We start from the raw sequence: 25,837 nt of genomic DNA on the forward strand, positions 1-25,837 counted from the left end.
GCCGCGCGCGGCGGCGAGGGGCGACGGAGGGTCCGGTGCGGACCGGAGCGCTGCCGTGACTGGACGGCGGCGCGGCCGCGAGCGAGGCGCGGCGAGACCGCGTATTGTACTGCGCGCGGCGGGCCGGCCGCGAGCGTCGGCGGGTGCTTACCGGTGCGGGCGGTGTGCCGCCGCAATGGTGAACGGCCGGGCGCGATCGGCCGTGACAGCGCTCGGGCCTGCCGTCCGCCCCGTGGCGGCAACCGTCCCGCTTCGCGACGATGCCGGCGGCAGCACGCGGGTGCGGCTATCTCGATCCGAAGGCGGCCAGCGCGACCCGCGCCATGCCGCGCGCGCCGGTCCGGCTGTCGCGCGCCGGTCCCGTCGCCGTGGCCGCGCCGCTGCGCCGGCACTGGCGCGAGCTCGCCGCGTTCGACGCGGGCCGCGATTGAGCGCGCCGGGCCGACGCGCCCGGGCGCATCCGCCCCACTGCATGGCGTTTGAAATATTGAGTGATACGTACGCCATGCGGGCGTTTTTTCGACAAGGCATAATCTGCGGCTGGGCGACGCATGCCCGACATCAGCAGTCCGGACGGAGGCGGCGCGGGAATGCGTGCCGGGCATCCGGAACTCGCTGTCTTGATCGATGGTTATTTGTAAGCTTGTTGCGTTTTTCATGTCACTACCAGCAATCGGCTTCACTCGCGCGGGGCGCACCGGGGCAAGCCCGTCCATGCCGCAGGATCGGGCGTGGTGAAGCTCACGCCTTCCGGCACCGTCGATCGATCGGCCTCGTCGTGCAGCAGACAACGGGGAACCGCCGCGTGAACATCCACGATTATTCGGTCACGTTTGCCTGCCACAACCAGATCGAGTACACGCGCCAGTGCATCGACAGCCTGATCGGCCACGGTATGCCGCTCGATCGCGTGGTGGTGGTCGACAATGCCTCGTCGGACAGCACGCGTGACTATCTGGCTACGCTGCCGCTCGGCGGCCGGATCTTCAATCACGACAATCTCGGCTGCGGCGCGGCCTGGAACCAGGGCATCCTGCACCGGCAGTCCGAGTGGACCGTGGTGATGAACAACGACGTGCTGGTGTCGGCGCAGTGGATCGAGAACCTGATCGGCACCGCGGTGCGCCACGGCGTGCGGGTCGCTTCGCCCGCGCTGATCGAGGGCTCGCTCGACTACGATTTCAATCGGCAGGCGCCGGTCTGGAGCCACACCATGCGCGATGCGCGGCGTGTCGGCACCTGCCACGCGGTCTGCCTGCTCGTGCATCGCAGCGTCTGGATGGAGGTCGGCTATTTCCGCGCCTCGCCGCAGCTGCTCGGCTTCGAGGACACGCTGTTCTTTCATGAACTCGCGAAGGCACGGGTGCCGTCCGAGATCGTCGGCGCGGCGTGGCTGCATCACTACGGTTCGATCACGCAGTCGGAGATGAAGCGCGAGCGCGGCCTGTCCGCGCGGCAGGGGCTCGGGATGCGCAACAACTACCAGTTGCTCGGGCAGAGCTGGCTGTCGCGCAAGCTCGACAAGCTCGAGCGCACGCGGCGCGGCCGCGCGTGGCGCGCCAGCGAACTCGCCGACTACGGCATGACGCTGCACGGCGTGCGCCGGCACCACGATTTCGAATGGAACTGAGCGCCCGGCGTGCCGGGCTCCGCTTTCCCCTTTCCTGTTTCCGCCACGGTCCTGCTCGATGACTTCGACGCGCCGCCCGAAGATTTACGATTGCTTCTGCTATTTCAACGAGGACATGCTGCTCGAGCTGCGGCTCGAGATCCTGTGGGATCACGTCGATTACTTCGTGATCGCGGAATCGCGCTACACGCAGGTCGGTGACGAGAAGCCGCTGAACTTCGACATGGAACGCTTCGCGCGCTTTCGCAGCAAGATCCGCTATCTCGCGATCGATCACCTGCCGCCGGGCGCGCCCGATCCGTGGAAGAACGAGAACTACCAGCGCAGCTACCTGTTCAACGGGCTGCACGACGCCGAGCCCGACGACCTGATCGTGGTGTCCGACCTCGACGAGATTCCGCGGCCCGAATGCCTGCGCCGCTTCGATGCGCGGCGCTACCTGCGCGCGGACCTGCATCAGTATTGCTACGCCTACTTCCTGAACAACCGGCTGATGGACGGCGACGGTTTCGCCGACTGGACCGGCACGCGCGTGACCACCTACCGGCATCTGACGACGTTCTTCGGCAACGTCAACGCGGTGCGTTCGTACAAGTCGGCGGGGCTGCTGCGTTCGCTCAGGCGCGCGTGGTTCCGGCGCTTCCGGGTCCAGCAGGTCCGCCATGCCGGCTGGCATTTCTCGTGGGTCACGAGCCCGGCGGCGATGATCGTCAAGATGCGCAGCGTGGCCGACCAGAAGTTCATGAGCGACGCGTTTCAGGATCTCGACTTCATCGAGGCGCGGATCCGTTCCGGCCGCGACGTGCTCGACCGGCCGCTGCGCTACGTGCCGCAGCCGGTCGAGGCGCCCCAGTTCCCGAGCGAGATCGTCGCGGCGCGCGAGCGCCTGGCGCGCTGGCTGATCGAGCCGGCCGATTCTGCCGCGTCGGTGCCGGCCGCTGCGGGCGGGCAGCCCTGATGCCGGACGCGGATCAGGTCGCGCCCGGCGCCGGGCCGCGCCGACGGCTTGGCCGGCTGGCCGCCGTCGCGCTCGGGCGGCCCGATGCCGGCGGCTTCGAGCTGTGCCTCGCCGCGCTGCTGTTCATGGCCGTGGCGGGTTACCTGTCGCTGCGCGGCGCGACCAATGCCTGCCTGATGCTGCTTGCGCTGCTGTCGCTGGCCGGCCTGCGCGGCGCGTGGCGCGACGCCGGCCGCCGCGGCACACGGCGCGCGCTGCTGCTCGCCGCCGCCGCGCTCACCGCGCCGATCGTGTCCGTGGCGATCGGCCAGGCGCTGCGCGGCGAGTGGCTCGCGAAGGCCTTCGACGCGCCGTCGCGGCTGCTGCTCGCGATCCCGGTGATGCTGGCGTTTCATCATCGGCGCATCGATGCGGTGCGGATTCTCGGCTTCGCCGCGCCGCTCGCGCTGATCGAACTGGTGGTGCAGGTGCGCCTCGATCCGCGCGCGCTGGTGGCGTGGCAGGGACGCTACGCGACCTATTTCGTCGATACCGACATGTTCGGCGTCTACACGCTGCTGCTCGCGGCGTTCGCCTTGTTCGCGCTGAAGCGGGGGAGTTCGGCCGGTTCGGCGGGGGCGGGCGCGGCGCGGCCGGGCTGGATGCTGCCCCCGACGGTGTCCCGCGTTCTGGTGGTGTCCGGCGTGTGCGCGGGCGCCTATCTGGTGGTGGCCTCGCAGACGCGCACCGCCTACCTGCTGGTGCCGGTCGCGGCGCTGCTCTGGCTCTGGCTGCGGCGGCCGGCGCTCGATGCCCGCACGGCGGTGTGCGTGCTGCTGGCGCTGGTGGCCGGCGTGGCCGCGTTCAGCGGCGCGACGGATCGGCTCGTCAGCATTTATGCCGACGTCTCGACCTGGGCCGATGCGTCGAATCCCGATACCTCGGGCGGCTTTCGGCTGACGATGTGGCGCATCGCCTGGGCGCTGTTCCTGCATCGTCCGTGGCAGGGCTACGGCGACACCGGCTTTCGCGCGCTGCTCGACGCGCCGTGGATCACCTCGTTCGCGAGCGAGCGCGCGCGGCAGATGATCCACGCGGGACCGCACAACGAGCTGCTCGCGAACCTGCTGCGTTCGGGCGTGGCGGGCGGCCTCGCGGTGGCGACGCTGTTCGCCGTGCCGCTCGGCCTGTTTTGGCGGGCGCGCCGGCTCGATGCCGATGCCGCCGCGCGGCGGGCGGCCGACACCGGGATCGCGTTCATGATCTGCCTGATGCTGGCGTGCGTGACGTTCGAGATGTTCACGCTGAAGTACACGGCGAGCTTCAATGCGCTCGTGATCGCGACGCTCGTCGCGCAGGCGCTGGGTGTGGGGGGTGGCAGCCGCGAGCGCGGCGCCGGGGAGAGCGGCGGGGCCTGACCGGGCCGCCGGTCGGACGCGATCGGGCCGCCGCCCCGGCCGGATCGATCGGATCGGCCGGGGCGGGAAAGAGGTCAGACGTTGAACAGGAAGTTCATCACGTCGCCGTCGTGGACCACGTATTCCTTGCCTTCGGCGCGCATCTTGCCCGCTTCCTTCGCGCCCTGCTCACCCTTGTAGGTGATGTAGTCGTCGTAGCCGATCGTCTGCGCGCGGATGAAGCCGCGCTCGAAATCGGTGTGGATCACGCCCGCGGCCTGCGGAGCCGTGTCGCCGATGTGGATCGTCCAGGCACGCACTTCCTTCACGCCGGCCGTGAAGTAGGTCTGCAGGCCGAGCAGCTTGAAGCCGGCGCGGATCACGCGGTCCAGGCCCGGCTCGTCCATGCCCATGTCGGCGAGGAACGCGTCCTTGTCGGCGTCGTCGAGATCGGCGATTTCCGCCTCGATCGCGGCGCACACGGCCACCACCGGCGACTTCTCGGCCTCGGCGTAGTTGCGCACGGCGTCGAGGTGCGGGTTGTTCTCGAAGCCGTCGTCCTTGACGTTGGCCACGTACATGGCCGGCTTCGCGGTGATCAGGCAGAACGGCTTGAGGATCGCGTGCTCGTCGTCGGACAGGTCGAGGCCGCGTACCGCCTTGCCCTGGTCGAGGTGAGCGCGGACCTTCTCGAGCGCCGCGGCGAGCTTGACCGCTTCCTTGTCGTTGCCTGACTTGGCGGCCTTCGAATAGCGCGAGAGCGCCTTTTCCACGGTGGCCAGGTCGGCCAGCGCGAGTTCGGTGTTGATCACCTCGATGTCGTCGAGCGGGCTCACGCGGCCAGCCACGTGGATCACGTTCTCGTCCTCGAAGCAGCGCACCACGTGCGTGATCGCATCGGTCTCGCGGATGTTGGCGAGGAACTGGTTGCCGAGCCCTTCACCCTTGCTCGCGCCCGCCACGAGGCCGGCGATGTCGACGAACTCGACCACGGCCGGCACGATCCGCTCCGGCTTCACGATCGCGGAGATCGCCTTCAGGCGCGCGTCCGGCACCTCGACGATGCCGACGTTCGGCTCGATGGTGCAGAACGGATAGTTCTCGGCGGCGATGCCGGCCTTGGTCAGCGCGTTGAACAGGGTGGACTTGCCGACGTTGGGCAAGCCGACGATGCCGCATTTGAGACTCATGGAAAACCTTTCTGGATCAGATGTTGTGCCGGTTCGCGCGACGCCGGGCGCCGCTCGCGCCGCCATGGCGCGGCGCGGATGGCGCCGGGCGGGGCGGCCGGCGGCGCGAGGCGGCGCGGCGGTGGCCGGCGCTTGCGCGGCAGGGCTGCCCGCGAAAACGGCAATTGTATCGCGTTCGGGTGGCGGGATTTCGGGGCGGCAGCGCGAATCGGCGCCGGGGCGGGCGCGGGAGCGCCGCTTGGCAGTTGGCGCACCGGGGCGGCGAGGCGCGGACGTCTACATGGTCCGGCATGGCCGCGCGCAGCCACGGGCAGCGAAGCAGGCGCGCGCGGCGAGCGTCGGGCGAGCGTCGAAATCGAGGGGAAGCGGGGAGCGAAGCTTTCTGGCGACGCGAGCCAGCGCAGCCAACCGAAGCGGGTCGCAACGGCGATTCGCCGACGCGACCAGATCAATCGGCACGATCGAAGCGGCCGACGCGATCGAAGCAGCCAGACCGACGACAGCCCGGGCCGCCATCGGCGCTCCGCCGCGAGTTCAGTCGGCGATGCGCCGGTCGGCCAGCGCCGCGCGGCAGTCGTCGAGCACGAGCGTGACGAGCCGAGACTGGCGGTCGAGGTCGTCGCTGTCGATGATTTCCTCGACGGCGTCGCGCGCCCAGGCCGCGTCGACGAAGCTCGCGTGCTTCCTCGCGATGTCGAGCGCCACGGCGGCCAGTTTCGCGACGCACAGCCAGTCGGCTTCGCGCAGGTGGCGATCGAGCCACTTGTGCGCCGCCTGCACCTGGAACGGTGCCGAGGGCCAGGATTCGTTCAGATAGAACGCGCCGAGATTCCCGATCGTGAGCCAGCACAGCAGCTCGACGCGGTCATGTTGGGTGAGGTTGTGGTGTACGTCGCTCATGGCCATGCTCGAGATGGGGTTGAGAGTCGCTTTCCGTCACCGGTGAAACTCGGAGCCGACGAATCAACAATAGCACGCCATGAACGCTTTCACGCAAGCCGGGACTCGCCCGAACTCGCGTGAACCCGCATCAGTAACGATAGTAGTCGTGGTGATGGTAGCCGCCGCCGTCCGGCACGACGATGCAGCCGCCAAGCGTGCTGCCGAGCACGAGGGCGAGGGTGGCGAGCAGTGCGATCCGTTTCAGCTTCATGGTGAATCTCCGTTTGGGTCGTTGATGGAGCCGACTGTAGCGGCGCACCGGATGACAAGCCGTATGCGTTTGTAAGGAAACGTGTGGGGTGTAATGCGGCGCCCCGGTCTGGTCGCCGCGCGGCGCGACGGCGGTTACGGATGAAATGGTTCCGGATCGAATGGGGCGCCCCGCGAGGCGAGCCGAGGGCCGCCGAACGGGGCGTCGGCGCCGATGCTGGCCGGCCGGGGACGGTGAGCATCGGGTTTGTCCGTGTCGGATGGCCGCGACAGCATGCATGAGCGGAGCGCCTCGATTCGGCGACAAACGCGACGGCCGGACGATAGCCGCGCGATGCTTGATCAGCCACCCGGCCGGCGACCCGATGGACTGCGTTTGCGCTGATCTTCCGCAAATCCGGGCCGCCGGCCGTATGCGGCGGCGCAGCTATAATGCGCGCCATGACAGCCCATACCCAGACCTTCGACGTCGCCGTGGTCGGCGGCGGCCTTGTCGGCAAGACCGCCGCGCTCTCGATGACGCAGGCGGGCCTCCGGACGGCGCTGCTCGCGCAGCCGGCCGCCCCGCGTCCGGCCGGCCTGACGTTCGACGCGCGCGTCTACGCGCTGTCCGCGAGTTCGCAGGCCCTGCTCGAGCGGCTGCGCGTCTGGCAGGCGCTCGAGCACGAGCGGCTCGCGCCCGTCTACGACATGCGCGTGTACGGCGACGCGCAGGCCGAGCTGCATTTCTCGGCGTTCCAGGCGGCGGTCGCGCAGCTCGCGTGGATCGGCGAGTCGTCGCTGGTCGAGCGCGGGCTCGACGCGGCGCTGCGCTTCCAGCCGAACCTGACCTGGCTCGACACGCGCGCGCAGGGGCTCGACGTGAAACCCGACGCCGCGCTGCTCACGCTCGCCGACGGCGGCGTGCTCTCGGCCGATCTGGTGGTCGGCGCCGACGGCGCGCACTCGTGGGTGCGCTCGCAGATCGGCTCGCGCGTAGAGCGGCGCGACTACCGGCAGACCGGCGTGGTCGCCAACTTCAAGGCGTCCGAGCCGCACCGCGAGACGGCCTGGCAGTGGTTCCGCGACGGCGAGATCGTCGCGCTGCTGCCGCTGCCCGACGGCCACGTCTCGCTGGTCTGGTCGGCGCACACGGCCCATGCCGACCAGCTGCTCGCACTCGATCCGGCTCGGCTCGCGGCCGAGGTCGAGCGCGTCAGCCACCGCCAGCTCGGCACGCTCGACTGCGTGACGCCCGCGCAGGGGTTCCCGCTCGCGCTGCAGACGGTGGACCGCCTGGTCGCGCCGCGCGTCGCGCTGGTCGGCGACGCGGCGCACCTGATTCACCCGCTGGCCGGCCAGGGCATGAACCTCGGGCTGCGCGACGTGGCCGCGCTGGCCGACGCGATCGCCTCGCGCGAGGCGTTCCGCGATCTGGGCGATCTGGTGCTGCTGCGCCGCTACGAGCGCGCGCGGCGCGAGGACATCCGGGCGCTGATGATCGCCACCGACGGCCTGCAGCGGCTGTTCGCGCTGCCCGGCACGCTCGCGCGCGCGGTGCGCAACACCGGCATGGCGCTGGTCGGCGCGCAGCCGCTCGTCAAGCGCTGGCTGGTCGCGACGGCGCTCGGCTGAGGCCGGGCCGATGTGTCCCCGGCTCTCGCGCGGGCGTCCGGGGCACGCGCGGGGCGCCCGCCGCCGGCGCGGCGCCGCGAGTGCCGGCCAGTGCGCGCGATCCCGTCCGTCGCGCGAATATCGTCCCTATTTTGATATGAACCAACCGGGCCCAGGCCGATCGGACAGGCTCCGGCCGCCGTCGTACACTAACGGTCGTGCCTCGACTGCCCTCCCAAGGAACCGCTGAATGAAAACGATTGTCCGTATCGCCGCGCTGGTGCTGGCGACCGCCGCCGCCACGCTGGGCTGTACCGCGCAGGCCGACCAGACCACCGACAAGCTGAAGGCGACGTTGCAGGCGCGCCTCGGCGACGCGACGGTGAAGGGCATCGCGAAGTCGCCGATTCCGGGCCTCTACGAAGTCAATCTCGGCTCGCAGATCGTCTACAGCGACGCGGCCGGCGACTACGTCCTGCTTGGCGAACTGGTCGACACCAAGTCGCGCAAGAACCTGACCGAAGCGCGCATGGCCGAGATCAACAAGGTCGATTTCGCGAGCCTGCCGCTCGGCAACGCGATCAAGGTCGTGAAGGGCAACGGCGCGCGCAAGATCGCGGTGTTCTCCGATCCGAACTGCCCGTACTGCAAGCGCTTCGAGTCGACGCTGCAGTCGATGGACAACGTGACCGTCTACACCTTCCTGTACCCGGTGCTGACGCCCGACTCGACGGTCAAGTCGAAGGCGATCTGGTGCGCGTCGGACCGCGCCAAGAGCTGGGAGAACTGGATGGTCAACCATCAGGCGCCGACCGGGGCCGGCAATTGCGACACCACGGCGCTCGACAAGAACCTCGCGCTCGGCCGCGGCCTGAACGTGACGGGCACGCCGACCATCATCCTCGCCGACGGTACGCGCCTGCCCGGCGCCGTGTCCGCCGACGAACTGAACAATGCGCTCGCTTCGGTGAAGTGACGCGCGCGGTCCGCGCCGCGCTCCCGCCCCCATCGCGCAAAGAGGCGCCGGCATCCCGCAGGCGCCTCTTTGCTTTTCGAACCGCTCTATCCGAACCGCTTCTTGCCGATGTCATCGATGACCCCGATACGCTATTCGATCGTCCCGAAGGATCCCGCCGCCCACCTGTTCGAGGTCACGCTGACGGTGGCCGAACCCGCCGCGGACGGCCAGCGCTTCATGCTGCCGGTGTGGATTCCCGGCAGCTACATGGTGCGCGAGTTCGCGCGCAACATCGTCACGCTGCGCGCGTTCAACGCGGCGGGCCGCAAGGTGCGCATCGCGAAGACCGACAAGCACTGCTGGCAGGCCGCGCCGGTGGTCGGGCCGCTGACGCTGCGCTACGAGGTGTACGCGTGGGACCTGTCGGTGCGCGCCGCGCATCTCGACGACACGGGCGGCTTCTTCAACGGCACCAGCGTGTTCCTCGCCGTCGAGGGCCAGGAAGCGGCGCCGTGCGTGGTCGCGATCGAGCGGCCGGCCGGCGACGGCGCGCGCCGCTGGCGCGTGGCCACCGCGCTGCGCGAGGCGCGCGGCACGAAGCGGTTCGGCTTCGGCGACTACCTGGCCGACGACTACGACGAACTCGTCGACCATCCCGTCACGCTCGGCGAGTTCGCGCTGGCGAGCTTCGAGGCGCACGGCGTGCCGCACGACGTGGTGATCGCGGGGCGCGTGGCGCGGCTCGACATCGAGCGGCTCGCGGCGGACCTCAAGCGCGTCTGCGAGGCGCAGATCGCGCTGTTCGAGCCGCGCACGAAAAAGGCGCCGATGGCGCGCTACGTGTTCATGACGCAGGCCGTCACCGACGGCTACGGCGGCCTCGAGCACCGCGCCTCGACGGCGCTGGTCTGCAACCGCGGCGACCTGCCGGTGAAGGGCCGTCCCGAGACGACCGACGGCTATCGCACCTATCTCGGCCTCTGCAGCCACGAATACTTCCACACCTGGAACGTCAAGCGGATCAAGCCGGCCGCGTTCGTACCCTACGATCTGCGCCAGGAAAGCTACACCTCGCTGCTGTGGCTGTTCGAGGGCTTCACGTCCTACTACGACGACCTGATGCTGGTGCGCAGCGGCCTGATGAGCCGCGACGAGTATTTCGCCTCGCTCGGGCGCACCATCGGCGGCGTGCTGCGCGGCACCGGGCGCCTGAAGCAGAGCGTCGCCGAAAGCTCGTTCGATACCTGGGTCAAGTATTACCGCCAGGACGAGAACGCCTCGAACGCGATCGTCAGCTATTACACGAAGGGCTCGCTCGTCGCGCTCGCGTTCGACCTGGCGATTCGCGGCGCCACGCGCAACCGCAAGTCGCTCGACGACGTGATGCGCCTGCTGTGGACGCGTTACGGCCGCGATTTCTATCAAGGCCAGCCGCGCGGCGTCGGCGAGGACGAGGTGGCCGCGCTGATCGCCGAGGCCACCGGCGTGGAGCTGGGCCGGCTGTTCGACGACGCGGTGTCCGGCACGCGCGACCTGCCGCTCGCGGCGCTGTTCGAGCCGTTCGGCGTGACGCTCTCGCCCGAGACGGGGCCGAATCCGAAGCCGTCGCTCGGGGCGCGCGTGCGCGGCGGCGCGGACACCACGCTGGCGGCGGTCTACGAGGGTGGCGCGGCGCACCGCGCGGGCCTGTCGGCCGGCGACGTGCTGATCGCGATCGACGGCCTGCGCGTGACCGGCGCGAACCTCGACGCGCTGCTGGCGCGCTACCAGCCCGGCGAGCGCGTGCAGGCCCACGCGTTCCGCCACGACGAGCTGCGCGTGACGACGCTGAAGCTCGACGCGCCGGACGTGCTGCGCTACCGGCTCGCGGCCGACACCCGGGCCACCGCGCGGCGCAGCTGGCAGGACGGCTGGCTCGGCGTCTAGCACGAACGAAATCGTTACAACGGCGCGGATTGTCTCAGCGTTGCAACAATCCGTCGCCGAACGCCCGCTTTTTCATGTCCGGGCGCATCCGCACAATGGCTCCACTCGCGCTTCACCGGAAGCGCAAACCCAACGGAGTTCCGACATGACGACCATTCTGCAGATCAATTCCGCCGCCCGCTCGCAGGGCGCCCGCTCGACGCAACTCGCCGACGAGCTGACCGCGAAGCTGGAAAAGAGCAACCCCGGCTCGAAGGTGGTGGTGCGCAACCTGCTGTCCAACGCGCAGCCGCACCTCGACGACGCCGTGCTCGGCGCGTTCTTCACGCCGGCCGAGCAGCGCAGCGCGGAGCAGAACGCGATCGTCGCCAAGAGCGACGAGCTGGTCGAGGAACTGAAGGCCGCGGACGTGATCGTGATCGCGGCGCCGCTCTACAACTTCGGCATCTCCTCGCACCTGAAGACCTACTTCGACTGGATCGCCCGCGCCGGCGTCACGTTCCGCTACACCGCGAACGGCCCGGAAGGCCTGATCACCGGCAAGAAGGTCTATGTCGTCTCGGCCCGCGGCGGCAAGTACCTGGGCACGCCGAACGATACGCAAACGCCGTATCTGAAGACGTTCCTCGGCTTCATCGGCCTGACCGACGTGTCGTTCATCTACGCCGAAGGCCTGAACATGGGGCCGGACTCGGAAGCGGCCGCGCTGGCGGCGGCTCGCGAGGCGATCGCCGCGGCCTGAGGGCCCGGGTCGGCCGTGCCGCGCCATGATTGACGGCGCGGCGCGCGGCACGATTCCCGATGCAAAAGCAGCCCGACCGGCCCTGGCCGATCGGGCTGTTCGTTTGGGGCGTGCATTTGAGCGGCGCGGTTACCGTGCCGCCGAGGACGGCGCGGGCCGCGCGCGCGGCGCCTCAGGCCAGCACCACCGCCTCGTCGGGCAGGCGCCAGTCGATCGGCGTCCGACCATGCTCGCTCAGGTACGCGTTGGCGAGCGCGAAGTGCCGGTTGCCGAGAAAGCCGCGGTGCGCGGACAGCGGCGACGGATGCGGCGATTCGAGCATGCAATGCACGCCGGCGTCGAACAGCGCGCGCTTGGCCTGCGCATGCGCGCCCCACAGCATGAATACCAGCCCCCGATGGCGTCGCGCGAGCTCACGGATCAGCGTGTCGGTGCAGGGCTCCCAGCCGCGCTTCGCATGGCTTGCCGCCGCGCCTCGCTCGACAGTCAGCACGGTGTTGAGCAGCAGCACGCCCTGGCGCGCCCACGCATCGAGGCAGCCGTGCCGCGGCGTGTCGTGGCCGAAATTGGCGGTGATTTCCTTGAAGATGTTGCGCAGCGACGGCGGCGGGCGCACCGCGGGCGGCACCGAGAACGCGAGGCCATGCGCCTGCGGCGTGCCGCGATCGTCGCCGTGATAGGGATCCTGGCCGAGGATCACGACCTTCACGTCGTCGGGCGCGGTCAGGCGCAGCGCGCGGAACACGTCGGCCGGATAGATCGTCTTGCCGGCGGCGCGCTCGGCGTCGACGAAACGGCACAGCGGCGCGTAGGCGTCGCTCGCGACGAACGGCGCCAGCAACTCGCGCCATGCCTCTGGCAGCGCGTGGAACTGCGCGGCGAGCGGCAGCGGCGGCACCGGCCCGGCGCCGGCGTGCAGCGCGATCTCGTCGGCGGCGGGGGGCGCCACCGGTGCCGCCGGCGCGGTCGGGGCCTCGAACAGCGACGCCTGCGCCGCCGGCGTCTTGTGGGAAGAGGAACGGGTGGCCATGCGCGGCGCGGGCCTCAGGCAGCGCGCAGCTGGTAGCCGCGCTGCGCCTTGCTGCGATCCTCGGGGGCGAGGCCCGGCAGCGCGCGGCCGAGTTCCGCCGCGAGCGCGTGCAGCACCGCCGCGTCGCCGTCGATCAATTCCAGCTCGATTTCGCGGATCGGCGCGCGGCGTGTGTCGCCGCCGGCCTCCGCGACGATCTCGCCGAGATCGAGCGCGGCCTCGACCGTGGTGCCGTCGCGCTCGATGCGCCACAGCGTGCGCGCGAAGTCGGTACGGAACAGCGCGACAAGTTCGGACGCGGCCGCGCGCAGTGCCTCGGCCGCCTCCGGCACGTCGCAGGCGGCGAGCAGCGCGTCGATCTCGAGCGCGTCGCCGGCCACCGGCAGCTCCCACTCGTGGCGCGTATGCAGGCCCGCTTCGGCCGTGCCGACCGTCTTGAAGGTCTGCAGCCAGCCCTGCGGCGCGCGCCGCACGCGCACCGCGCTCTTGGCGTGCGCCAGCGCGAGCCCGGGCGTGTCGTAGTAGACGTTGACGAGCGTGATCGGCTGGCCCGCCGCGCCGGCGCAGGCGTCGAGCGCGAGGCGTGCCGCGGTTTCCGCGCCGACCGGCAGCGCGAGCTTGATTTCGGTTTCGATCGCCATGGCCGGCCTCGTCAGAAGAACATCCGCGCGAGTTCCTCGCCCGGCTGCGCGGCGCGCATGAACGCCTCGCCGACGAGGAACGTATGGACGCCCGCGCCCTTCACGCGCTCGACGTCGTCGCGCGAGAGGATGCCCGACTCGGTCACGACGACGCGCCCGGCCGGCACCATGTCCAGCATGTCGAGCGTGGTGTCGAGCGTGGTCTCGAAGGTGCGCAGGTTGCGGTTGTTGATGCCGATCAGCGGCGTCTTCAGCGTCAGCGCCTCGACCATCTCGTCGCGATCGTGGACCTCGACCAGCACCGCGAGGCCGAGCGAATGCGCATAGGCCTCGAGATCCTGCATCTGCGGCGTGTCGAGCGCCGCGGCGATCAGCAGGATCGCGTCGGCGCCCATCGCGCGCGCCTCGAGCACCTGGTAGGCGTCGACGATGAAGTCCTTGCGCAGCACCGGCAGCGCGCAGGCCTCGCGCGCCTCGCGCAGGTAGCGCGCGCCGCCCTGGAAGAACTGCTCGTCGGTCAATACGGACAGGCAGGCCGCGCCGTGTTGCGCGTAGGAGGCGGCGATCTCGGCCGGCACGAAGTGCTCGCGCAGCACGCCTTTCGAGGGGCTGGCCTTCTTCACTTCGGCGATCACGGCGCTGCGGCCGGTCGCGTGCTGCGCGCGCAGCGCGCCGACGAAATCGCGCGTGTCGGCGCCGCGCGCCTCGGCTTCGAGCCGCAGCGCCTCGAGCGGCGTGCTGCGCAGCCCGGCGGCGATTTCTTCGCGTTTGACGGCAATGATTCGATTGAGGATGTCGCTCATGGCATTCCGGCGGAGTGCGTTCCGCATGGGTTGGGCCGGCCGGACGTGCCGGCCGGCGAGTGGGCGCTCAGCGCGCGAATTGACGCGTGAAGCGTACCAGCTCGTCGACCTTGGCGCGCGCGCGGCCGCTCGCGATCGCCTCGCGCGCCGTGTCGATGCCGGCTGCGATCGACGGCGCGACGTTGGCGGCGTAGAGCGCGGTACCCGCGTTCAGCGTGACGATCTCGCGTGCCACGCCGGGCTGGTTGTCGAGCGCCTCGAGCAGCATCACGCGCGATTCCTCGGCGTTCTCCACCTTCAGCGAGCGGTTCGACACCATTTGCAGGCCGAAGTCCTCGGGATGGATCTCGTACTCGGTGACCTTGCCGTCGCGCAGCTCGCCCACCAGCGTCGCCGCGCCGAGCGACACCTCGTCCATGCCGTCCTTGCCGTACACCACCAGCACGTGTTCGGCTCCGAGCCGCTGCATCACGCGGACCTGGATGCCGACCAGATCGGGGTGGAACACGCCCATCAGCTGGTTCGGCGCGCCGGCCGGATTGGTCAGCGGGCCGAGGATGTTGAAGATCGTGCGCACGCCGAGCTCGCGGCGCACCGGCGCGATGTTCTTCATCGCCGGATGGTGGTTCGGCGCGTACATGAAGCCCATCCCGGTCGCCTCGATCGAGGCGGCCACCTGCTCGGGCGCGAGGTCGATGTTGACGCCGAGCGCGTCGAGCACGTCCGCGCTGCCCGACTTGCTCGACACGCTGCGGTTGCCGTGCTTGGCGACCTTCGCGCCGGCCGCGGCCGTCACGAACATGGTGGCCGTCGAGATGTTGAAGGTGTGCGAGCCGTCGCCGCCGGTGCCGACGATGTCGACGAAGTTCGAATTGTCGGGCACCTCGACGTGGCGCGCGAACTCGCGCATCACGGTGGCGGCCGCGGCGATCTCGCCGATCGTCTCCTTCTTCACGCGCAGGCCGGTGATGATCGCGGCGGCCATCACGGGCGACATGTCCCCGCGCATGATCATGCGCATCAGGTGCAGCATCTCGTCGTGGAAGATCTCGCGGTGCTCGATCGTGCGTTGCAGCGCTTCCTGCGCGGTGATCATCGCGCCCCCGCTCATGCCGGTTGCGCGCTGCCGGCGCGCGCCTGCTTCAGGAAGTTGTCGAGCAGCGCGTGGCCGTGCTCGGAGAGGATCGATTCGGGGTGGAACTGCACGCCCTCGATCGGCAGCGTCCGGTGGCGCACGCCCATGATCTCGCCGTCCTCGGTCCAGGCCGAGATCTCCAGGCAGTCGGGCAGCGATTCGCGCTCGATCGCGAGCGAGTGGTAGCGCGTGACGTCGAACTGCGTCGGCAGGTCGGCGAACACGCCGCGGCCGTCGGTCTCGATGCGGCTCACCTTGCCGTGCATGATCGTCTTGGCGCGGATCACGCGGCCGCCGAACGCCTCGCCGATCGCCTGATGGCCGAGGCACACGCCGAGGATCGGCTTTTTGCCCGCGAACTCGCGCAGCACCGCGAGCGTGATGCCGGCGTGCTGCGGATTGCTCGGTCCCGGCGACAGGCAGATCGCGGCCGGATCGAGCCGGGTGATCTCGTCGAGCGTGATCTCGTCGTTGCGATGGGTCCGCACGTCTTCGCCGAGTTCGCCGAAGTACTGGACCAGGTTGTAGGTAAACGAATCGTAATTGTCGATCATCAGCAGCATGATTGGACTCAGCTTAATGACTTGCTTGAATGAGTAATTCTTGCCGGGGTCACGGCGAGAAGCGGATTTCCGCCGCCATGTCGTCCGCGCGGAACGACGGGACGCGATGGCAGGGGAGCCCGAGGCGGGCAGGCAATGGAGGTCGTGGCTGGCTTAACGCCAACCGAAGAGGAGCAGAACGGAGGGGAAGCGGCTGCTGTGTCGCATGGTGGCAGTCATTCTAGCAGGAATCCCGTGACATTCCGTGCCCGAAACCCGCATCGGCGGCGCGCGGCGCGTCCGGCGCCGGCGCGAGGGTTCGCGCGGCGGCGCAAGCTGCTAGACTCGCTTGCCGGCGCCGGTCGAGGCGGGCCGGCCCGTTCACCAACACCCGCGCAAGAACCTGCGTCGACGGAAAACAGCCCATGAACGCGTCCCTCCCGGTCGGGATCGGCCTGCGCAGCGCCCACCATCGCGCCATGCTCGATACGCGGCCCGCGGTCGACTGGCTGGAAGTGCATACCGAAAACTACCTGGCCGACGGCGGATGGGACCTGCACGTGCTGCGCACGCTGCGTGCCGACTACCCGGTCGCGCTGCACGGCGTGGGGCTCGGCATCGGTTCGGCGCACGGCTTCTCGGCGGCCCATCTCGAACGCGTCGCCGCGCTCGCGGAGCGCATCGAGCCGCTGTTCGTGTCGGAGCACCTGTGCTGGGGCGCGACCTCCCACGCGGTCCTCAACGAACTGCTGCCGCTGCCGCTCAACGCCGCCACGCTCGCGCTGCTCTGCGAGCGCGTCGAGCGCGTGCAGGAACGGCTCGCGCGGCCGATCCTGATCGAGAATGTATCCACCTACCTGCGCTTTCACGGCGACACGTTCGGCGAGACCGCGTTTCTGGCCGAACTGGCCCGGCGCACCGGCTGCCGCGTGCTGCTCGACCTCAACAATCTCTACGTGAATCAGGTCAACCACGGCGAGGACGCCGCCCGCGCGCTCGAGGCGCTCGCGCCCGGGATGGTCGGCGAGCTGCATCTGGCCGGCCACGAGGCGGATGCGGAACTGCTGGTCGACACGCACGGCGCGCCGGTCGCCGAACCGGTCTGGCAGCTCCTTGCGCAGGCGCTGCGCCGGTTCGGGCCGGTGCCGACGCTGATCGAGCGGGACACCAATCTGCCGCCGCTCGACGTGCTGCTGGACGAGGTGCGCGAGGCGCGCCGGATCGGCGGGGAGATCCGCGTTGACGCGTGACCAGCTCGCGCTTCTGCAGGCCGAGTTCGGCGCGCAGCTGGCGCGGCGCGACGCGGCGCTCGAGGCGCTGGCGCCGTGGCTCGACGACGATGCCGCCACGCGGCGGCGCTTCGCGCGCTATCAGGCCTCGCTGCGCCACGGCCATGCGCGCTCGCTGCAGCTCGTCTATCCGGTCCTGCACGCGCTGGTGGGCGAGGCGTTCTTCCGGACCCTCGCGCATGCCTACGGCGACGCCCATCCGTCGCGCGACGGCGACCTGAGCCGGTTCGGCGCCGAACTCGCGCGGTTCGTGGCGGGCCTGCCGGCCGCGGCCGGGTACCCGTATTTCGCCGACGTCGCGCGGCTCGAATGGTCGCTGCACGCGGCGAACCGGGCGGCCGACGTGCCGCCGCTGCGTGCGGCCGAGCTTGCCGCGGCCGGCGTCGACGCGGCGCAGGACTGGCCGCTGGCGCTGCATCCGGCGGCGGCGCTGCATGCCTCGCCATGGCGCGTGGCGGCGATCTGGCTCGCGCATCAACGGCCGGACGGCCCGGCGCTGCCGGCCTCGATCGACGGGCCGGGCCGCGCGCTCGTCTACCGCGATGGCTGGACCCCGGCGGTGCGCGAGCTGGAGGCGCCGGAATGGGCCGCGCTGGGCGCGCTCGCGCGCGGCGCGACGCTTGGCGAGGCGCTGGCCGCCGGCCTCGCGTCGGCGCCCGACATGGCAGAGGAGGCGGCCATGACGGACCCGTCCGGCGAACCGCTGCCATCGCCGTCGCCGCCGTTCGATCCGGCGACAGCCCTGCGGCGCTGGCTCGCCGACGGCCTGCTGACGCGCCCGGCGCGGCCGTAACGCCATGCCTGCCGGCGCCGGGCGTCGTTCTCAGTTCGAGATGCTAGCGGTGACGAAACAGCAGCTTTCGCGTTTCGCCTGCAACGTATAGTCGGCCGTTTGCCTCCCGGGAATCCGACCCATGAACGACACCATCAGCCTCAGTGGCCGCGTCCTCTATCTGTCCGACGATCCCGCCGTGATGAAGGCGCAGCTCGCCGGCGCGAACCTGACGCGCGAGCAGGCCGGCCCGCTGCGCGACAACGTCTCGACCGACGAGATCACGCCGGTCACCGTGATGCTCTGCTACGACGAGCGGCTCGGCCGCTACCCGTATGTCGGCTTTCGCTCGGGCGGCGAGCTGCCGGTCAAGGAGCACGACATCCTGCGCGGCGGCTTCCAGGTCTGCGTGGCCGGCAAGCGCTACGGCAAGGGCTCGTCGCGCGAGTCGAGCCCGCTCGCCGAACTGTCGGCCGGCATCCGGCTGGTGGTGGCCGAGAGCTTCGAGCGCATCTACCAGCAGAATTGCGACAACATCGGCCTGCTGACCACCACCGATTTCTCCGTGCTCGACCGCCTGATGGCCGGCGAGACGATCCACATCGAGGAATTCCTGCGCGGGCGCGACGCGCTCACGCAGGACGTGATCCGCAGCGGCGGCCTGCTGGCCTACAGCAAGTCGCTGACGTGGCCGACGCCGGGCAGCCGCGCGCGCGCCGACGCGGCCGTGCCGAAAACGCTGGTCGAGAAGATCATCGAGCGCCACCTGCATCCCGGCACCGGCGACGCGGTGCGCGGCGACGGCGTGTTCCTCGCGGCCGACTGGCGCTTCAGCCACGACTACTTCACCGGCATGAGCGCGCACCTGATGCACCGCGCGTTCGGCAAGCCGGCGCCGCTGTTCGAGCCAGACACGATCGTCGCGTTCCAGGACCATCTGGTGCTGGCCGGGCAGAGCATTCCGCACGTGCGCGACGGCCTGTTGCCCGGCGTGGCGAACCTGCAGGACGCGCACGTGAAGTTCGCGCGCGACTACCCGGTGCGCACGCACGGCGAGCTGGGAGACCGCCCCGGCTCCGAGGGCATCTGCCACGCGCTGATGGCCGAGCGCTACGCGTTGCCGGGGCAGGTGGTGGTGGGCACCGATTCGCATACGGCGCATTCCGGCGCGCTCGGCTGCCTCGCGTTCGGCGCCGGCGCGACCGAGATCGCCAACAGCTGGGTGACGGGCTACGTGCGCTGCAAGATTCCCGAGACGCTGCGCGTCGAGATCGACGGCGAGCTGCGCCCGGGCGTGACCGCCAAGGACGTGGTGCTGCAGTTGCTGAAGACCGACACCGTCCGCGCCGGCGGCGCGATCGGCCTGGTGTTCGAGTACGGCGGGCCGGCGGTGCGCGCGATGTCGATCGACGAGCGCGCCACGCTGACCAACATGGTGGCCGAACTCGGCGGCTTCACCGGCATCGTCGAGCCCGATGCGCGCACCGTGGCGTTCCTGAAGGAGCGGCGCGGCATCGACTTCGCGCTCGAGGCGTGGATGCACAGCGACGCCGACGCGGCCTACCGGCACGTGATCCGTCTCGACGGCGCGGCCATCGAGCCGATGCTCGCGCGGCCCGGCGACCCCGGCAACGGCGTGGCGGTGGCCGCGCTCGACGACGCCGTGCGGATCGACATCGCCTATGGCGGCTCCTGCACGGCCGGCAAGCGCGAGGATTTCGACTTCTATCACGAGGTGCTGCGCTGGGGCGCGGAGCAGGGCTTGAGCGTGCCGTCGGGCACCCGATTGTTCCTGCAGTTCGGCACGCTCGACGTGCGCAGCTACTGCGAGTCGCGCGGTTACCTGGACGTGTTCGAGCGCGTCGGCGCGACGCTGGTGATGCCGGGCTGCGGGGCCTGCGCGAACTGCGGCCCGGGGCAGTCGGCGTCGGCCGGCGACGTGACGATCAGCGCGATCAACCGCAATTTCCCGGGCCGCTCGGGGCCGGGCGCGGTCTGGCTCGCGAGCCCCTACACGGTGGCGGCCAGCGCGCTGGCCGGCCGGATCGCGACTTTCGAGCAGCTGCAGGCGATGCACACCGCTTGAGCGCGGCGGGGCGGCGGCGGGGGACCGCCCGCGCCGCGCCGCTTGCGGGCGGCGTCAGGCGGTGGTGGACGAGCCGTTCGAGCGGCGCGCCGGCGCGCCGCCCAGCACCGCGTTGCTGACCGCGCTGGCGAGCAGCAGCACGCAGGTCATCAGGAACACGTAGCGCATCCCCACGTGGCCGCCGACGAAGCCGCCCGCGACCGGCCCGAGCACCTGGCCCGAATACTGCGCCGAGGTGGAGTAGCCGAGCACGCGGCCCACCGAGCCGTCCTGCACGTTGTGGCGGATGATCGAGGTCAGGCACGGCAGCAGCCCGCCGAGCGACAGGCCCATCAGGAACCGCAGCGCGATCAGCTGCCACGCGTGCGTGACGAACGCCTGCGGAATCAGCAGCAGCCCCGACACGGCCAGGCAGGCGATCACCACCTTCATCGCGCCGATCCGGTCGGCGATCTTGCCCAGCCGCGAGGCCGAGGTGATGCTGCCCAGCGCCGCCGCCGACATCGCCAGGCCGGCGTAGAACGTCACGTTGCCGACGTCGCCGAGCAGCTGCTGCATGTAGACCGTGATGATCGGCTCGATCGACATGTTGGCGAACATCAGCAGCATCGCGGTGGCGAGCATGGTCAGCACCAGCCCGCGAGTGCCCGCGCTCAACGCCGCGCCGCCGCCGGCGCCGCTCTTGCGGCGCGCCGCCATCGCCTCGCGGTCCTCGCGGATCAGCGTGGCGGTGGCGATGAAGTTGAGCAGGATGAAGCCGCTCGCGAGGAAGAACGTCATGCGGATCCCGACGTACTGCGGCAGGATCCCGCCCAGGAGCGGCCCCAGCAGGTTGCCCGCCATGATCCCCGAGGACAGCATTCCGAGCGCCCAGGCCGAGCGCTCCTTCGGCGTCTGCGCGGCGACGATCACATACGAGCCGGACGTGTAGCCGCCGGCGAGCCCGACCAGCAGGCGCAGCGCGACGAGCTGCCAGATGTTCTGCGACAGCCCGATCAGCGACATCGCCACCACCATGCCGAAGCTGGCCCGCACCAGGTTCAGCTTGCAGCCGTAGCGGTCGGCCAGCCGTCCCCAGACCGGCGCGACCAGCGCCGCCGAGAGGAAGGTCGCGCCGTAGGCGATGCCGGACCACTGCACGATGGCCGCGTGCCCGTGTACGCCGAGCTGCTCGACGTAGAGCGGCAGGAACGGCAGCAGCAGCGTCATGGCGACGATGTTGATGAACGAGCCGCAGAAACAGACGGCGAGATTGCGCTGCCACGCGGCGTTCGACACGCCGGGAACCGGGGTGGAGGTAGTCATGGGTGGTGCGGTTGGGCGCTCAGACGGTCGCGACGGGCGTTACCGGGGACGCGACCGCGCCCGTCAGCCGCAACGGCGGGGCGGTGAGCAGGAAGCGGCTTCGCGCATTGTCTCTCAACCAGCGCGCGAGCGGGGTGAGATACCAGAGTTCGCCGAGGTGGATGCCCAGCTTGAACAGGCACAGCTCGTGCAGCGGCAGCGTCGGATAGTGCGGCTCGTCGAGCTTGCCGGCCGGGTAGGCCTCGACCGCGTGGTTGTCGGCGGCGATCGCGGCGATCTGCGCCTCGTCGATCCAGCGCAGCAGCGCGTCGTCGCGCCCGTCCAGCTCGGCGCAGGCGTGCTCGAGCCGCTCGACGTCGGGGTCGCCGTTCATCTCGACCAGCATCTGCGCGAAGCCGGTGTGGAACAGCACGATGTCGCCGGGCTCGACCACGATCCGGTCGCGGTCCATCACCTGCATCAGGTCCCGATAGCCGATGCGGCGCCGCTCGCGCCCGAAATGGGCCTCCAGGTCGATCAGCACGCCGCGCCCCTGCACGCCGGTGGCCGCCATGTGCTCGATGCCGAGCGCGCGGGTCGGGGCCGGCGGCAGCACGCCGTGCGCGTCGGGCTCGCGCACCAGCGGGCCGAACATGTCGCGCTCGGCCGCATAGCCGTTGTAGAAGCAACTGCGCCGGTTGCCGTCGCCGTCGAGGTCGTAGAGGCTGCCGACCTGGGACAGCGCGTCCCATTGCGTCGAGTACTGGGTGTCGAGGGTCACGCGGTGGTCGCACAGCACGTCGGTCAGGTAGGGCGCATCGTCCTGGCGCAGCTCGTAGCCGATGTTCGATTTGTTGTTGCGCAGCACCGGCAGCAGCGTTGGCGGGCGGCGGCGCGGGTTCCACTTGCTGCCGCCGGGCAGGTCGAGCGGCAGGCTCAGGCAGAACGACTTGCCCTCGCGCACCTCGGCCGTGCCCTCGCGCACCTTCTGCGGCGTGAGCAGATTGAGCCTTCCGAGCTGGTCGTCAGCCCCGAAGTCCCCCCAGTTCGATCCTTCCGGACGCTTCTTGAATCTCGTCGACACTCGCTCGTCTCCCATCGCTCTGTTGAGGTTGCGCCGGCGCGGGCCGCCCGCGCCGGCCGGCCAGGCCGCGCTCGGTTGCTCGGTGGCTCAGTGGTTCGAGGTGGGGTCCGGTTCCGGCGGCAGCACCGCGTAGCGCTGGAAGCCCGGACGCTCGGCGATGCGCGCGTACCACTGGTTGAAGTTCGGCAGCTCCGGCTTGTTGTCGAGCTCGAACGTGTCGTAGGTCTGCGCCAGCACGCCCAGCGCGATGTCGGCGATGGTGAACTCGTCGCCCGTGATGTACTTCTTTCCCGCCAGGTATTCGTCGGCGATGCCCCAGTTCTTGATCAGGCGCGTGCTCTGGACGCGCACCGCGTTCATGTCGCGTTTTTCCGGCGCGGTGCGGATCAGCGACGTGAACAGCGGGACGATGTCCGGCCACAGCGCGCCCATCGACCAGTCGAGCCAGCGGTTCACGTCGGCGTGCAGCTTCGCGTCGTTGACCGGGTAGAACGTGGTCGGGCCGTAGGTCATCGCGAGGTAGCGCATGATCGAGTTCGATTCCCACAGCACGTAGCCGTCGTCGACCAGCGTGGGCACCAGTCCGTTGCGGTTCATCTTCAGATACTCTTCCTCGTTGGTGCGGCCATATTGGCGTCCGGCATCGATACGATCGAATTTCAGCTCCAGATCCTCCAGGCACCAGAGCACCTTCTTCACGCACAAACCGCGTTCTCGACCCCAAACAGTAAGCATGACAACCTCTCTCGGAATGAACTGCACGGAAATGGAAATGCGATGCCGGCCTAATGTGGCGTAAGTAAGCCGGCGTAAATCAGGCGGCGTAAATCGGGTCAGGATTGCTTCAGCGATTCGCGATATTCGGGAACCTGCAGGCCCGCCATTCCCCAATTGTCGACATGGATTTCATCAATCACGACGGTGGTGGATTTCGGGTTTTTGCCCAGGGTTTTCTGCAGCAATTCGGTGACGCCCGCGATCAGTTGTTTCTTTTGTTCGCGCGTGACCCCTTCGTCGGTGATTTTGATATTGACGTAAGGCATGGTTTTCTCCTGAAAGACGGAATCAATAGGACGGTTCGAGACTGGCCAGGCTTTGCGTGAAGCGCGCCATGGCGGGCGCGAGCCGCGCGCTGTCCTGCGCGAAGCAGATCCGGATGAAGCCCTCGCCGCCGGGGCCGAACGCGCCGCCGGGCGCCACCGCGATGCGCTGCTCGCGCACCAGCCGCATCGCGAATTCGCCGCTGTCGGCGAGCCCCTCGATCTGCGCGAACGCGTAGAACGCCGCCACCGGCGGCCGGTAGCGCACCCCGGGCAGGCCCGCGAACGCGGCGTCCACCACGGCGCGGCCGCGCGCGCAGTAGTCGCGGAAATGCCGGACGAAGGCCTCGTCGGCCAGCGCGGCGATGGCCGCGCGCTGGGTAAACGGCGCCACCCCCGAGTGGGTGATCTCGATCAGCTCGCCGATCTCGTCGCGCAGCCCCTCGGGCACCACCAGCCAGCCCACCCGAAAGCCCGTCATCGCCCAGGCCTTGCTGAAGCTGTTGCAGACGATCACGCGGTCCTCGGGGCCGGCGTGGTCGAGGATCGACGGCGCCGCCTCGCGGCCGTCGAACACGAGCCGCGAATAGACGTCGTCCGAGACGATCCAGACGCCGTGGCGGCGGCACATCGCCAGGATCGCGGCCAGCTCGGCGTCGCTCGCGCACCAGCCGGTGGGATTGTTCGGCGAGTTCAGGAACAGCAGCCGCGCGCCGGCGAGCGTGGCCTCGAGCGCGTCGAGGTCGAGCCGGAAGCCGTCGTCGTCGTAGCCCAGCGCGAATTCATGCACGGTGGCGCCGCGGGTGCGCGCGAGGCTGGTCGGGTTCGGCCAGGACGGCGACACCACCACCACGCGATCGCCCGCGCGCAGCAGCGCCGAGAACGCCACGGTCAGCGCGGCCATCCCCGAGGCCGTCACCGCGACGCGCGACTCGCTCACCGGGCGCTGGTGCAGGCCGGTCAGGTAGGCGGCCAGCGCCGCGCGCAGCGGCGGCAGGCCGCGAATGTCGGGATAGCGCGTCTCGCCGCGGTCGAGCGCGAGCTTCAGTGCGGCGATCGCGCCCTCGGGCGCCGCGTGGTCGCTCTCGCCGAAGCAGAGGAAATCGACATCGCCGAGCCGGAACGCCTCGCGCGCCACGCGCACCAGCGGCGAGGCCGCGCCGACCCGCACGATGTCGCCGGGCATGCCCGCCGGCGCCGCGAGCCGGCCGCCGCCCGGTGCCGCCGCGCCGGCCACGCCGGGCGCGGGATGAAGGTCCAGGTGAAGATCGATGGACATCGCGGGGCTCAGGCGACCAGTGATTCCGGGCACGCCTTCGCGTCGCGCGAGACGAGCGTGGCCTGCAGCTTGTCGAGGTAGCGCGCCGACGAGTTGAGCCGGATCAGCGCGCCGAGCGCGATCTCGCGCGCCACGCGCGGGTCGCGGTCGACCATCGGCCGGATCACGTCGTCGAACCAGGCGCGGCCGTGGACGGCGTCGATCCGGATGTGCAGGTCGTGATAGGCGATGCCGTCCTCGGGCAGGCCGAGCCGGCGCCAGCCGGCCACCAGGTCCTTGAAGCGGCGCGGCGCCAGGTACTCGGTCACGCCGAAGTAGCCGATCGCCTTGTAGTGGTGGCGCGGGCTCAGCACCAGGCAGGCGGACAGGTTGCCCGAGACGCGCGAGTCGGGCAGCAGCGTGCTCCTGACGTAGTCGGCGTCGATGCCGAGCGCGTCGAGCGTCTTGCTGAACAGGTGGGTGTGCACGCCGGCCTCGTCGCCGCAGCCCATCTCGTCGTAGTAGTTCTTCGCGATCTCCATCTTCTCGGTGCCGCTGGTGCCGACCTGCATCAGTGCGAGGATGTCGTCGAAACGCGGGTCGAGCGTGGTTTCCTGGGCGAGGAACACTTTCATGCTCTCGACGTCGGCGGCGTCGCGCAGGTATTCGCGATAGAACGCGTGGACCCCGGCTGGATGGTCGGACATGGTGCGCTTGAGCCATTCGACGAACGCGGCGCCCTCGGTGGGCATGGCCCAGAAGATGTCCTCGTCGATCTGGTTGATCTCGGCGTCGAGCATGGCCGCTTCCAGCAGGCTCGCGACGTCGGCGAACACCGGCGAGACGTCGATGTCGGCGGTGCTGACGTCGGGCACCGAGAAGCGGTAGTCGTAGACGGTGGACAGCACGCGGTGCAGGTATTCCTGGCGGCCGGCCGTGTCGCAGCGCGCGTCGAGCGCGAGGCGCCGCGAGGCGTCCACCACGCGCTGGCGCAGCGGCAGGTCGAGCACGTAGGCCGCGGTATGGCCCTGTTCACACCAGCGCGGCGCCGCCGCATTTCCCAGCGTATGTGGCTTTGCGAAATCCTCGATGAAGGACAGCAGGCAAATCGGGTCGTCAGTCATGTTACCGCGCTCCATTCTGTGATCTGGGAAAATACGTCGGATAATCGCCGGCGCTCAAAATCAAATCATTATGAGATCGGCATTCGCAGGTGATTTCAATTGCCGAATCCGCGCTTGCCCGGCGTAATGCCTTATGAATTTTTGTCACAAGTTAATTACTGGAAAAGAAAATATCCAGTCGCAATTTTTCAAGGCGGGTTTCTATCTCGCGAACGAGGCCGAAA

General features: G+C 69.8%; 25 protein-coding genes. 11 read left to right on the forward strand and 14 right to left on the reverse strand.

Features of this window, described 5'->3' with window-relative positions; genetic code table 11:
• Positions 1-260: 260 nt before the first annotated feature.
• The 4 genes from bpln_RS36965 (at position 261) to bpln_RS01985 (ending at position 3,985) form a co-directional block, all read left to right on the forward strand.
• A complete protein-coding gene (locus bpln_RS36965; protein ID WP_162492373.1) occupies positions 261-431 on the forward strand; it encodes a hypothetical protein in 171 nt (56 codons plus the stop codon).
• Positions 432-805: 374 nt separating this feature from the next.
• Positions 806-1,630: a glycosyltransferase family 2 protein gene (locus bpln_RS01975; RefSeq protein ID WP_244132087.1), complete on the forward strand. Its 825-nt coding sequence runs from the start codon at positions 806-808 to the stop codon at positions 1,628-1,630.
• 58 nt (positions 1,631-1,688) lie between these two features.
• Complete coding sequence (locus tag bpln_RS01980; RefSeq protein ID WP_055137964.1) at positions 1,689-2,588, forward strand: glycosyltransferase family 17 protein; 900 nt, start codon at positions 1,689-1,691, stop codon at positions 2,586-2,588.
• Entirely contained in the window at positions 2,588-3,985 is a 1,398-nt protein-coding gene (locus bpln_RS01985; RefSeq protein WP_055137965.1) for an O-antigen ligase family protein, read from the forward strand. Before bpln_RS01980 ends, bpln_RS01985 begins: the two co-directional genes overlap by 1 nt.
• A gap of 74 nt (positions 3,986-4,059) precedes the next feature.
• Here bpln_RS01985 and ychF read toward each other — a convergent pair whose 3' ends face one another.
• From ychF to bpln_RS38145, 3 genes are all read right to left on the reverse strand, one after another.
• A complete protein-coding gene (ychF, locus tag bpln_RS01990) occupies positions 4,060-5,154 on the reverse strand; it encodes a redox-regulated ATPase YchF (protein ID WP_042623734.1) in 1,095 nt (364 codons plus the stop codon).
• A 534-nt stretch (positions 5,155-5,688) separates the two neighbouring features.
• Positions 5,689-6,054 (reverse strand): hypothetical protein, encoded by a 366-nt coding sequence (locus tag bpln_RS01995; protein ID WP_042626380.1) that lies wholly within the window; start codon positions 6,052-6,054, stop codon positions 5,689-5,691.
• Positions 6,055-6,184: 130 nt separating this feature from the next.
• Positions 6,185-6,307, reverse strand: a complete 123-nt coding sequence (locus bpln_RS38145; protein ID WP_042623736.1) for a hypothetical protein — start codon at positions 6,305-6,307, stop codon at positions 6,185-6,187.
• Positions 6,308-6,738: 431 nt separating this feature from the next.
• On the opposite strand from bpln_RS38145, the gene bpln_RS02000 reads away from it, so the two are divergent.
• The 4 genes from bpln_RS02000 to bpln_RS02015 all read left to right on the forward strand — a co-directional run bounded on the left by bpln_RS02000 (position 6,739) and on the right by bpln_RS02015 (position 11,525).
• Positions 6,739-7,920, forward strand: a complete 1,182-nt coding sequence (locus bpln_RS02000) for a UbiH/UbiF family hydroxylase (RefSeq protein WP_042623737.1) — start codon at positions 6,739-6,741, stop codon at positions 7,918-7,920.
• Positions 7,921-8,149: 229 nt separating this feature from the next.
• On the forward strand, positions 8,150-8,875 hold the full coding sequence (locus tag bpln_RS02005; RefSeq protein ID WP_055137966.1) for a DsbC family protein: 726 nt from the start codon (positions 8,150-8,152) through the stop codon (positions 8,873-8,875).
• Between the two features lie 117 nt (positions 8,876-8,992).
• Positions 8,993-10,783: a M61 family metallopeptidase gene (locus bpln_RS02010; RefSeq protein WP_055139424.1), complete on the forward strand. Its 1,791-nt coding sequence runs from the start codon at positions 8,993-8,995 to the stop codon at positions 10,781-10,783.
• Positions 10,784-10,928: 145 nt separating this feature from the next.
• Positions 10,929-11,525, forward strand: coding sequence for an FMN-dependent NADH-azoreductase (locus bpln_RS02015; protein WP_042623739.1), 597 nt, complete (start codon positions 10,929-10,931; stop codon positions 11,523-11,525).
• A 172-nt stretch (positions 11,526-11,697) separates the two neighbouring features.
• Here bpln_RS02015 and bpln_RS02020 read toward each other — a convergent pair whose 3' ends face one another.
• The 5 genes from bpln_RS02020 to bpln_RS02040 all read right to left on the reverse strand — a co-directional run bounded on the left by bpln_RS02020 (position 11,698) and on the right by bpln_RS02040 (position 15,697).
• Positions 11,698-12,555: a uracil-DNA glycosylase gene (locus bpln_RS02020; RefSeq protein WP_055137967.1), complete on the reverse strand. Its 858-nt coding sequence runs from the start codon at positions 12,553-12,555 to the stop codon at positions 11,698-11,700.
• A gap of 14 nt (positions 12,556-12,569) precedes the next feature.
• Positions 12,570-13,196, reverse strand: a complete 627-nt coding sequence (locus bpln_RS02025) for a CYTH domain-containing protein (RefSeq protein WP_055137968.1) — start codon at positions 13,194-13,196, stop codon at positions 12,570-12,572.
• An 11-nt stretch (positions 13,197-13,207) separates the two neighbouring features.
• Positions 13,208-13,999: an indole-3-glycerol phosphate synthase TrpC gene (trpC, locus tag bpln_RS02030; RefSeq protein WP_055137969.1), complete on the reverse strand. Its 792-nt coding sequence runs from the start codon at positions 13,997-13,999 to the stop codon at positions 13,208-13,210.
• Between the two features lie 67 nt (positions 14,000-14,066).
• On the reverse strand, positions 14,067-15,095 hold the full coding sequence (gene trpD / locus bpln_RS02035) for an anthranilate phosphoribosyltransferase (RefSeq protein WP_055139425.1): 1,029 nt from the start codon (positions 15,093-15,095) through the stop codon (positions 14,067-14,069).
• A gap of 11 nt (positions 15,096-15,106) precedes the next feature.
• Positions 15,107-15,697 (reverse strand): anthranilate synthase component II, encoded by a 591-nt coding sequence (locus tag bpln_RS02040; RefSeq protein ID WP_042623743.1) that lies wholly within the window; start codon positions 15,695-15,697, stop codon positions 15,107-15,109.
• 404 nt (positions 15,698-16,101) lie between these two features.
• On the opposite strand from bpln_RS02040, the gene bufB reads away from it, so the two are divergent.
• The 3 genes from bufB to bpln_RS02055 all read left to right on the forward strand — a co-directional run bounded on the left by bufB (position 16,102) and on the right by bpln_RS02055 (position 19,823).
• A complete protein-coding gene (gene bufB / locus bpln_RS02045; protein WP_042623744.1) occupies positions 16,102-16,926 on the forward strand; it encodes an MNIO family bufferin maturase in 825 nt (274 codons plus the stop codon).
• A complete protein-coding gene (locus bpln_RS02050; RefSeq protein WP_055137970.1) occupies positions 16,916-17,758 on the forward strand; it encodes an HvfC/BufC N-terminal domain-containing protein in 843 nt (280 codons plus the stop codon). The genes bufB and bpln_RS02050 overlap by 11 nt, the downstream gene beginning before the upstream one ends.
• Positions 17,759-17,879: 121 nt before the next feature.
• Positions 17,880-19,823 carry an aconitase family protein gene (locus tag bpln_RS02055; protein ID WP_055137971.1) on the forward strand — a complete coding sequence of 648 codons (1,944 nt, stop codon included), beginning with the start codon at positions 17,880-17,882 and terminating at the stop codon, positions 19,821-19,823.
• Between the two features lie 54 nt (positions 19,824-19,877).
• On the opposite strand, the gene bpln_RS02060 is transcribed toward bpln_RS02055, so the two are convergent.
• From bpln_RS02060 to bpln_RS02085, 6 genes are all read right to left on the reverse strand, one after another.
• Positions 19,878-21,128 (reverse strand): MFS transporter, encoded by a 1,251-nt coding sequence (locus tag bpln_RS02060; RefSeq protein WP_042623746.1) that lies wholly within the window; start codon positions 21,126-21,128, stop codon positions 19,878-19,880.
• A gap of 19 nt (positions 21,129-21,147) precedes the next feature.
• Positions 21,148-22,206: a cyclase family protein gene (locus tag bpln_RS02065; RefSeq protein ID WP_055137972.1), complete on the reverse strand. Its 1,059-nt coding sequence runs from the start codon at positions 22,204-22,206 to the stop codon at positions 21,148-21,150.
• A 72-nt stretch (positions 22,207-22,278) separates the two neighbouring features.
• On the reverse strand, positions 22,279-22,890 hold the full coding sequence (locus tag bpln_RS02070; protein ID WP_208459485.1) for a glutathione S-transferase family protein: 612 nt from the start codon (positions 22,888-22,890) through the stop codon (positions 22,279-22,281).
• 134 nt (positions 22,891-23,024) lie between these two features.
• Complete coding sequence (locus tag bpln_RS02075; RefSeq protein WP_042623749.1) at positions 23,025-23,234, reverse strand: 2-hydroxymuconate tautomerase family protein; 210 nt, start codon at positions 23,232-23,234, stop codon at positions 23,025-23,027.
• A 22-nt stretch (positions 23,235-23,256) separates the two neighbouring features.
• Positions 23,257-24,510, reverse strand: coding sequence for a pyridoxal phosphate-dependent aminotransferase (locus bpln_RS02080; RefSeq protein ID WP_208459486.1), 1,254 nt, complete (start codon positions 24,508-24,510; stop codon positions 23,257-23,259).
• A gap of 8 nt (positions 24,511-24,518) precedes the next feature.
• Positions 24,519-25,613, reverse strand: coding sequence for an iron-containing redox enzyme family protein (locus bpln_RS02085; protein WP_158336029.1), 1,095 nt, complete (start codon positions 25,611-25,613; stop codon positions 24,519-24,521).
• Positions 25,614-25,837 lie beyond the last annotated feature (224 nt).

Origin of the sequence: Burkholderia plantarii, from assembly GCF_001411805.1 — a bacterium.
Classification (GTDB): Bacteria; Pseudomonadota; Gammaproteobacteria; order Burkholderiales; family Burkholderiaceae; genus Burkholderia; species Burkholderia plantarii.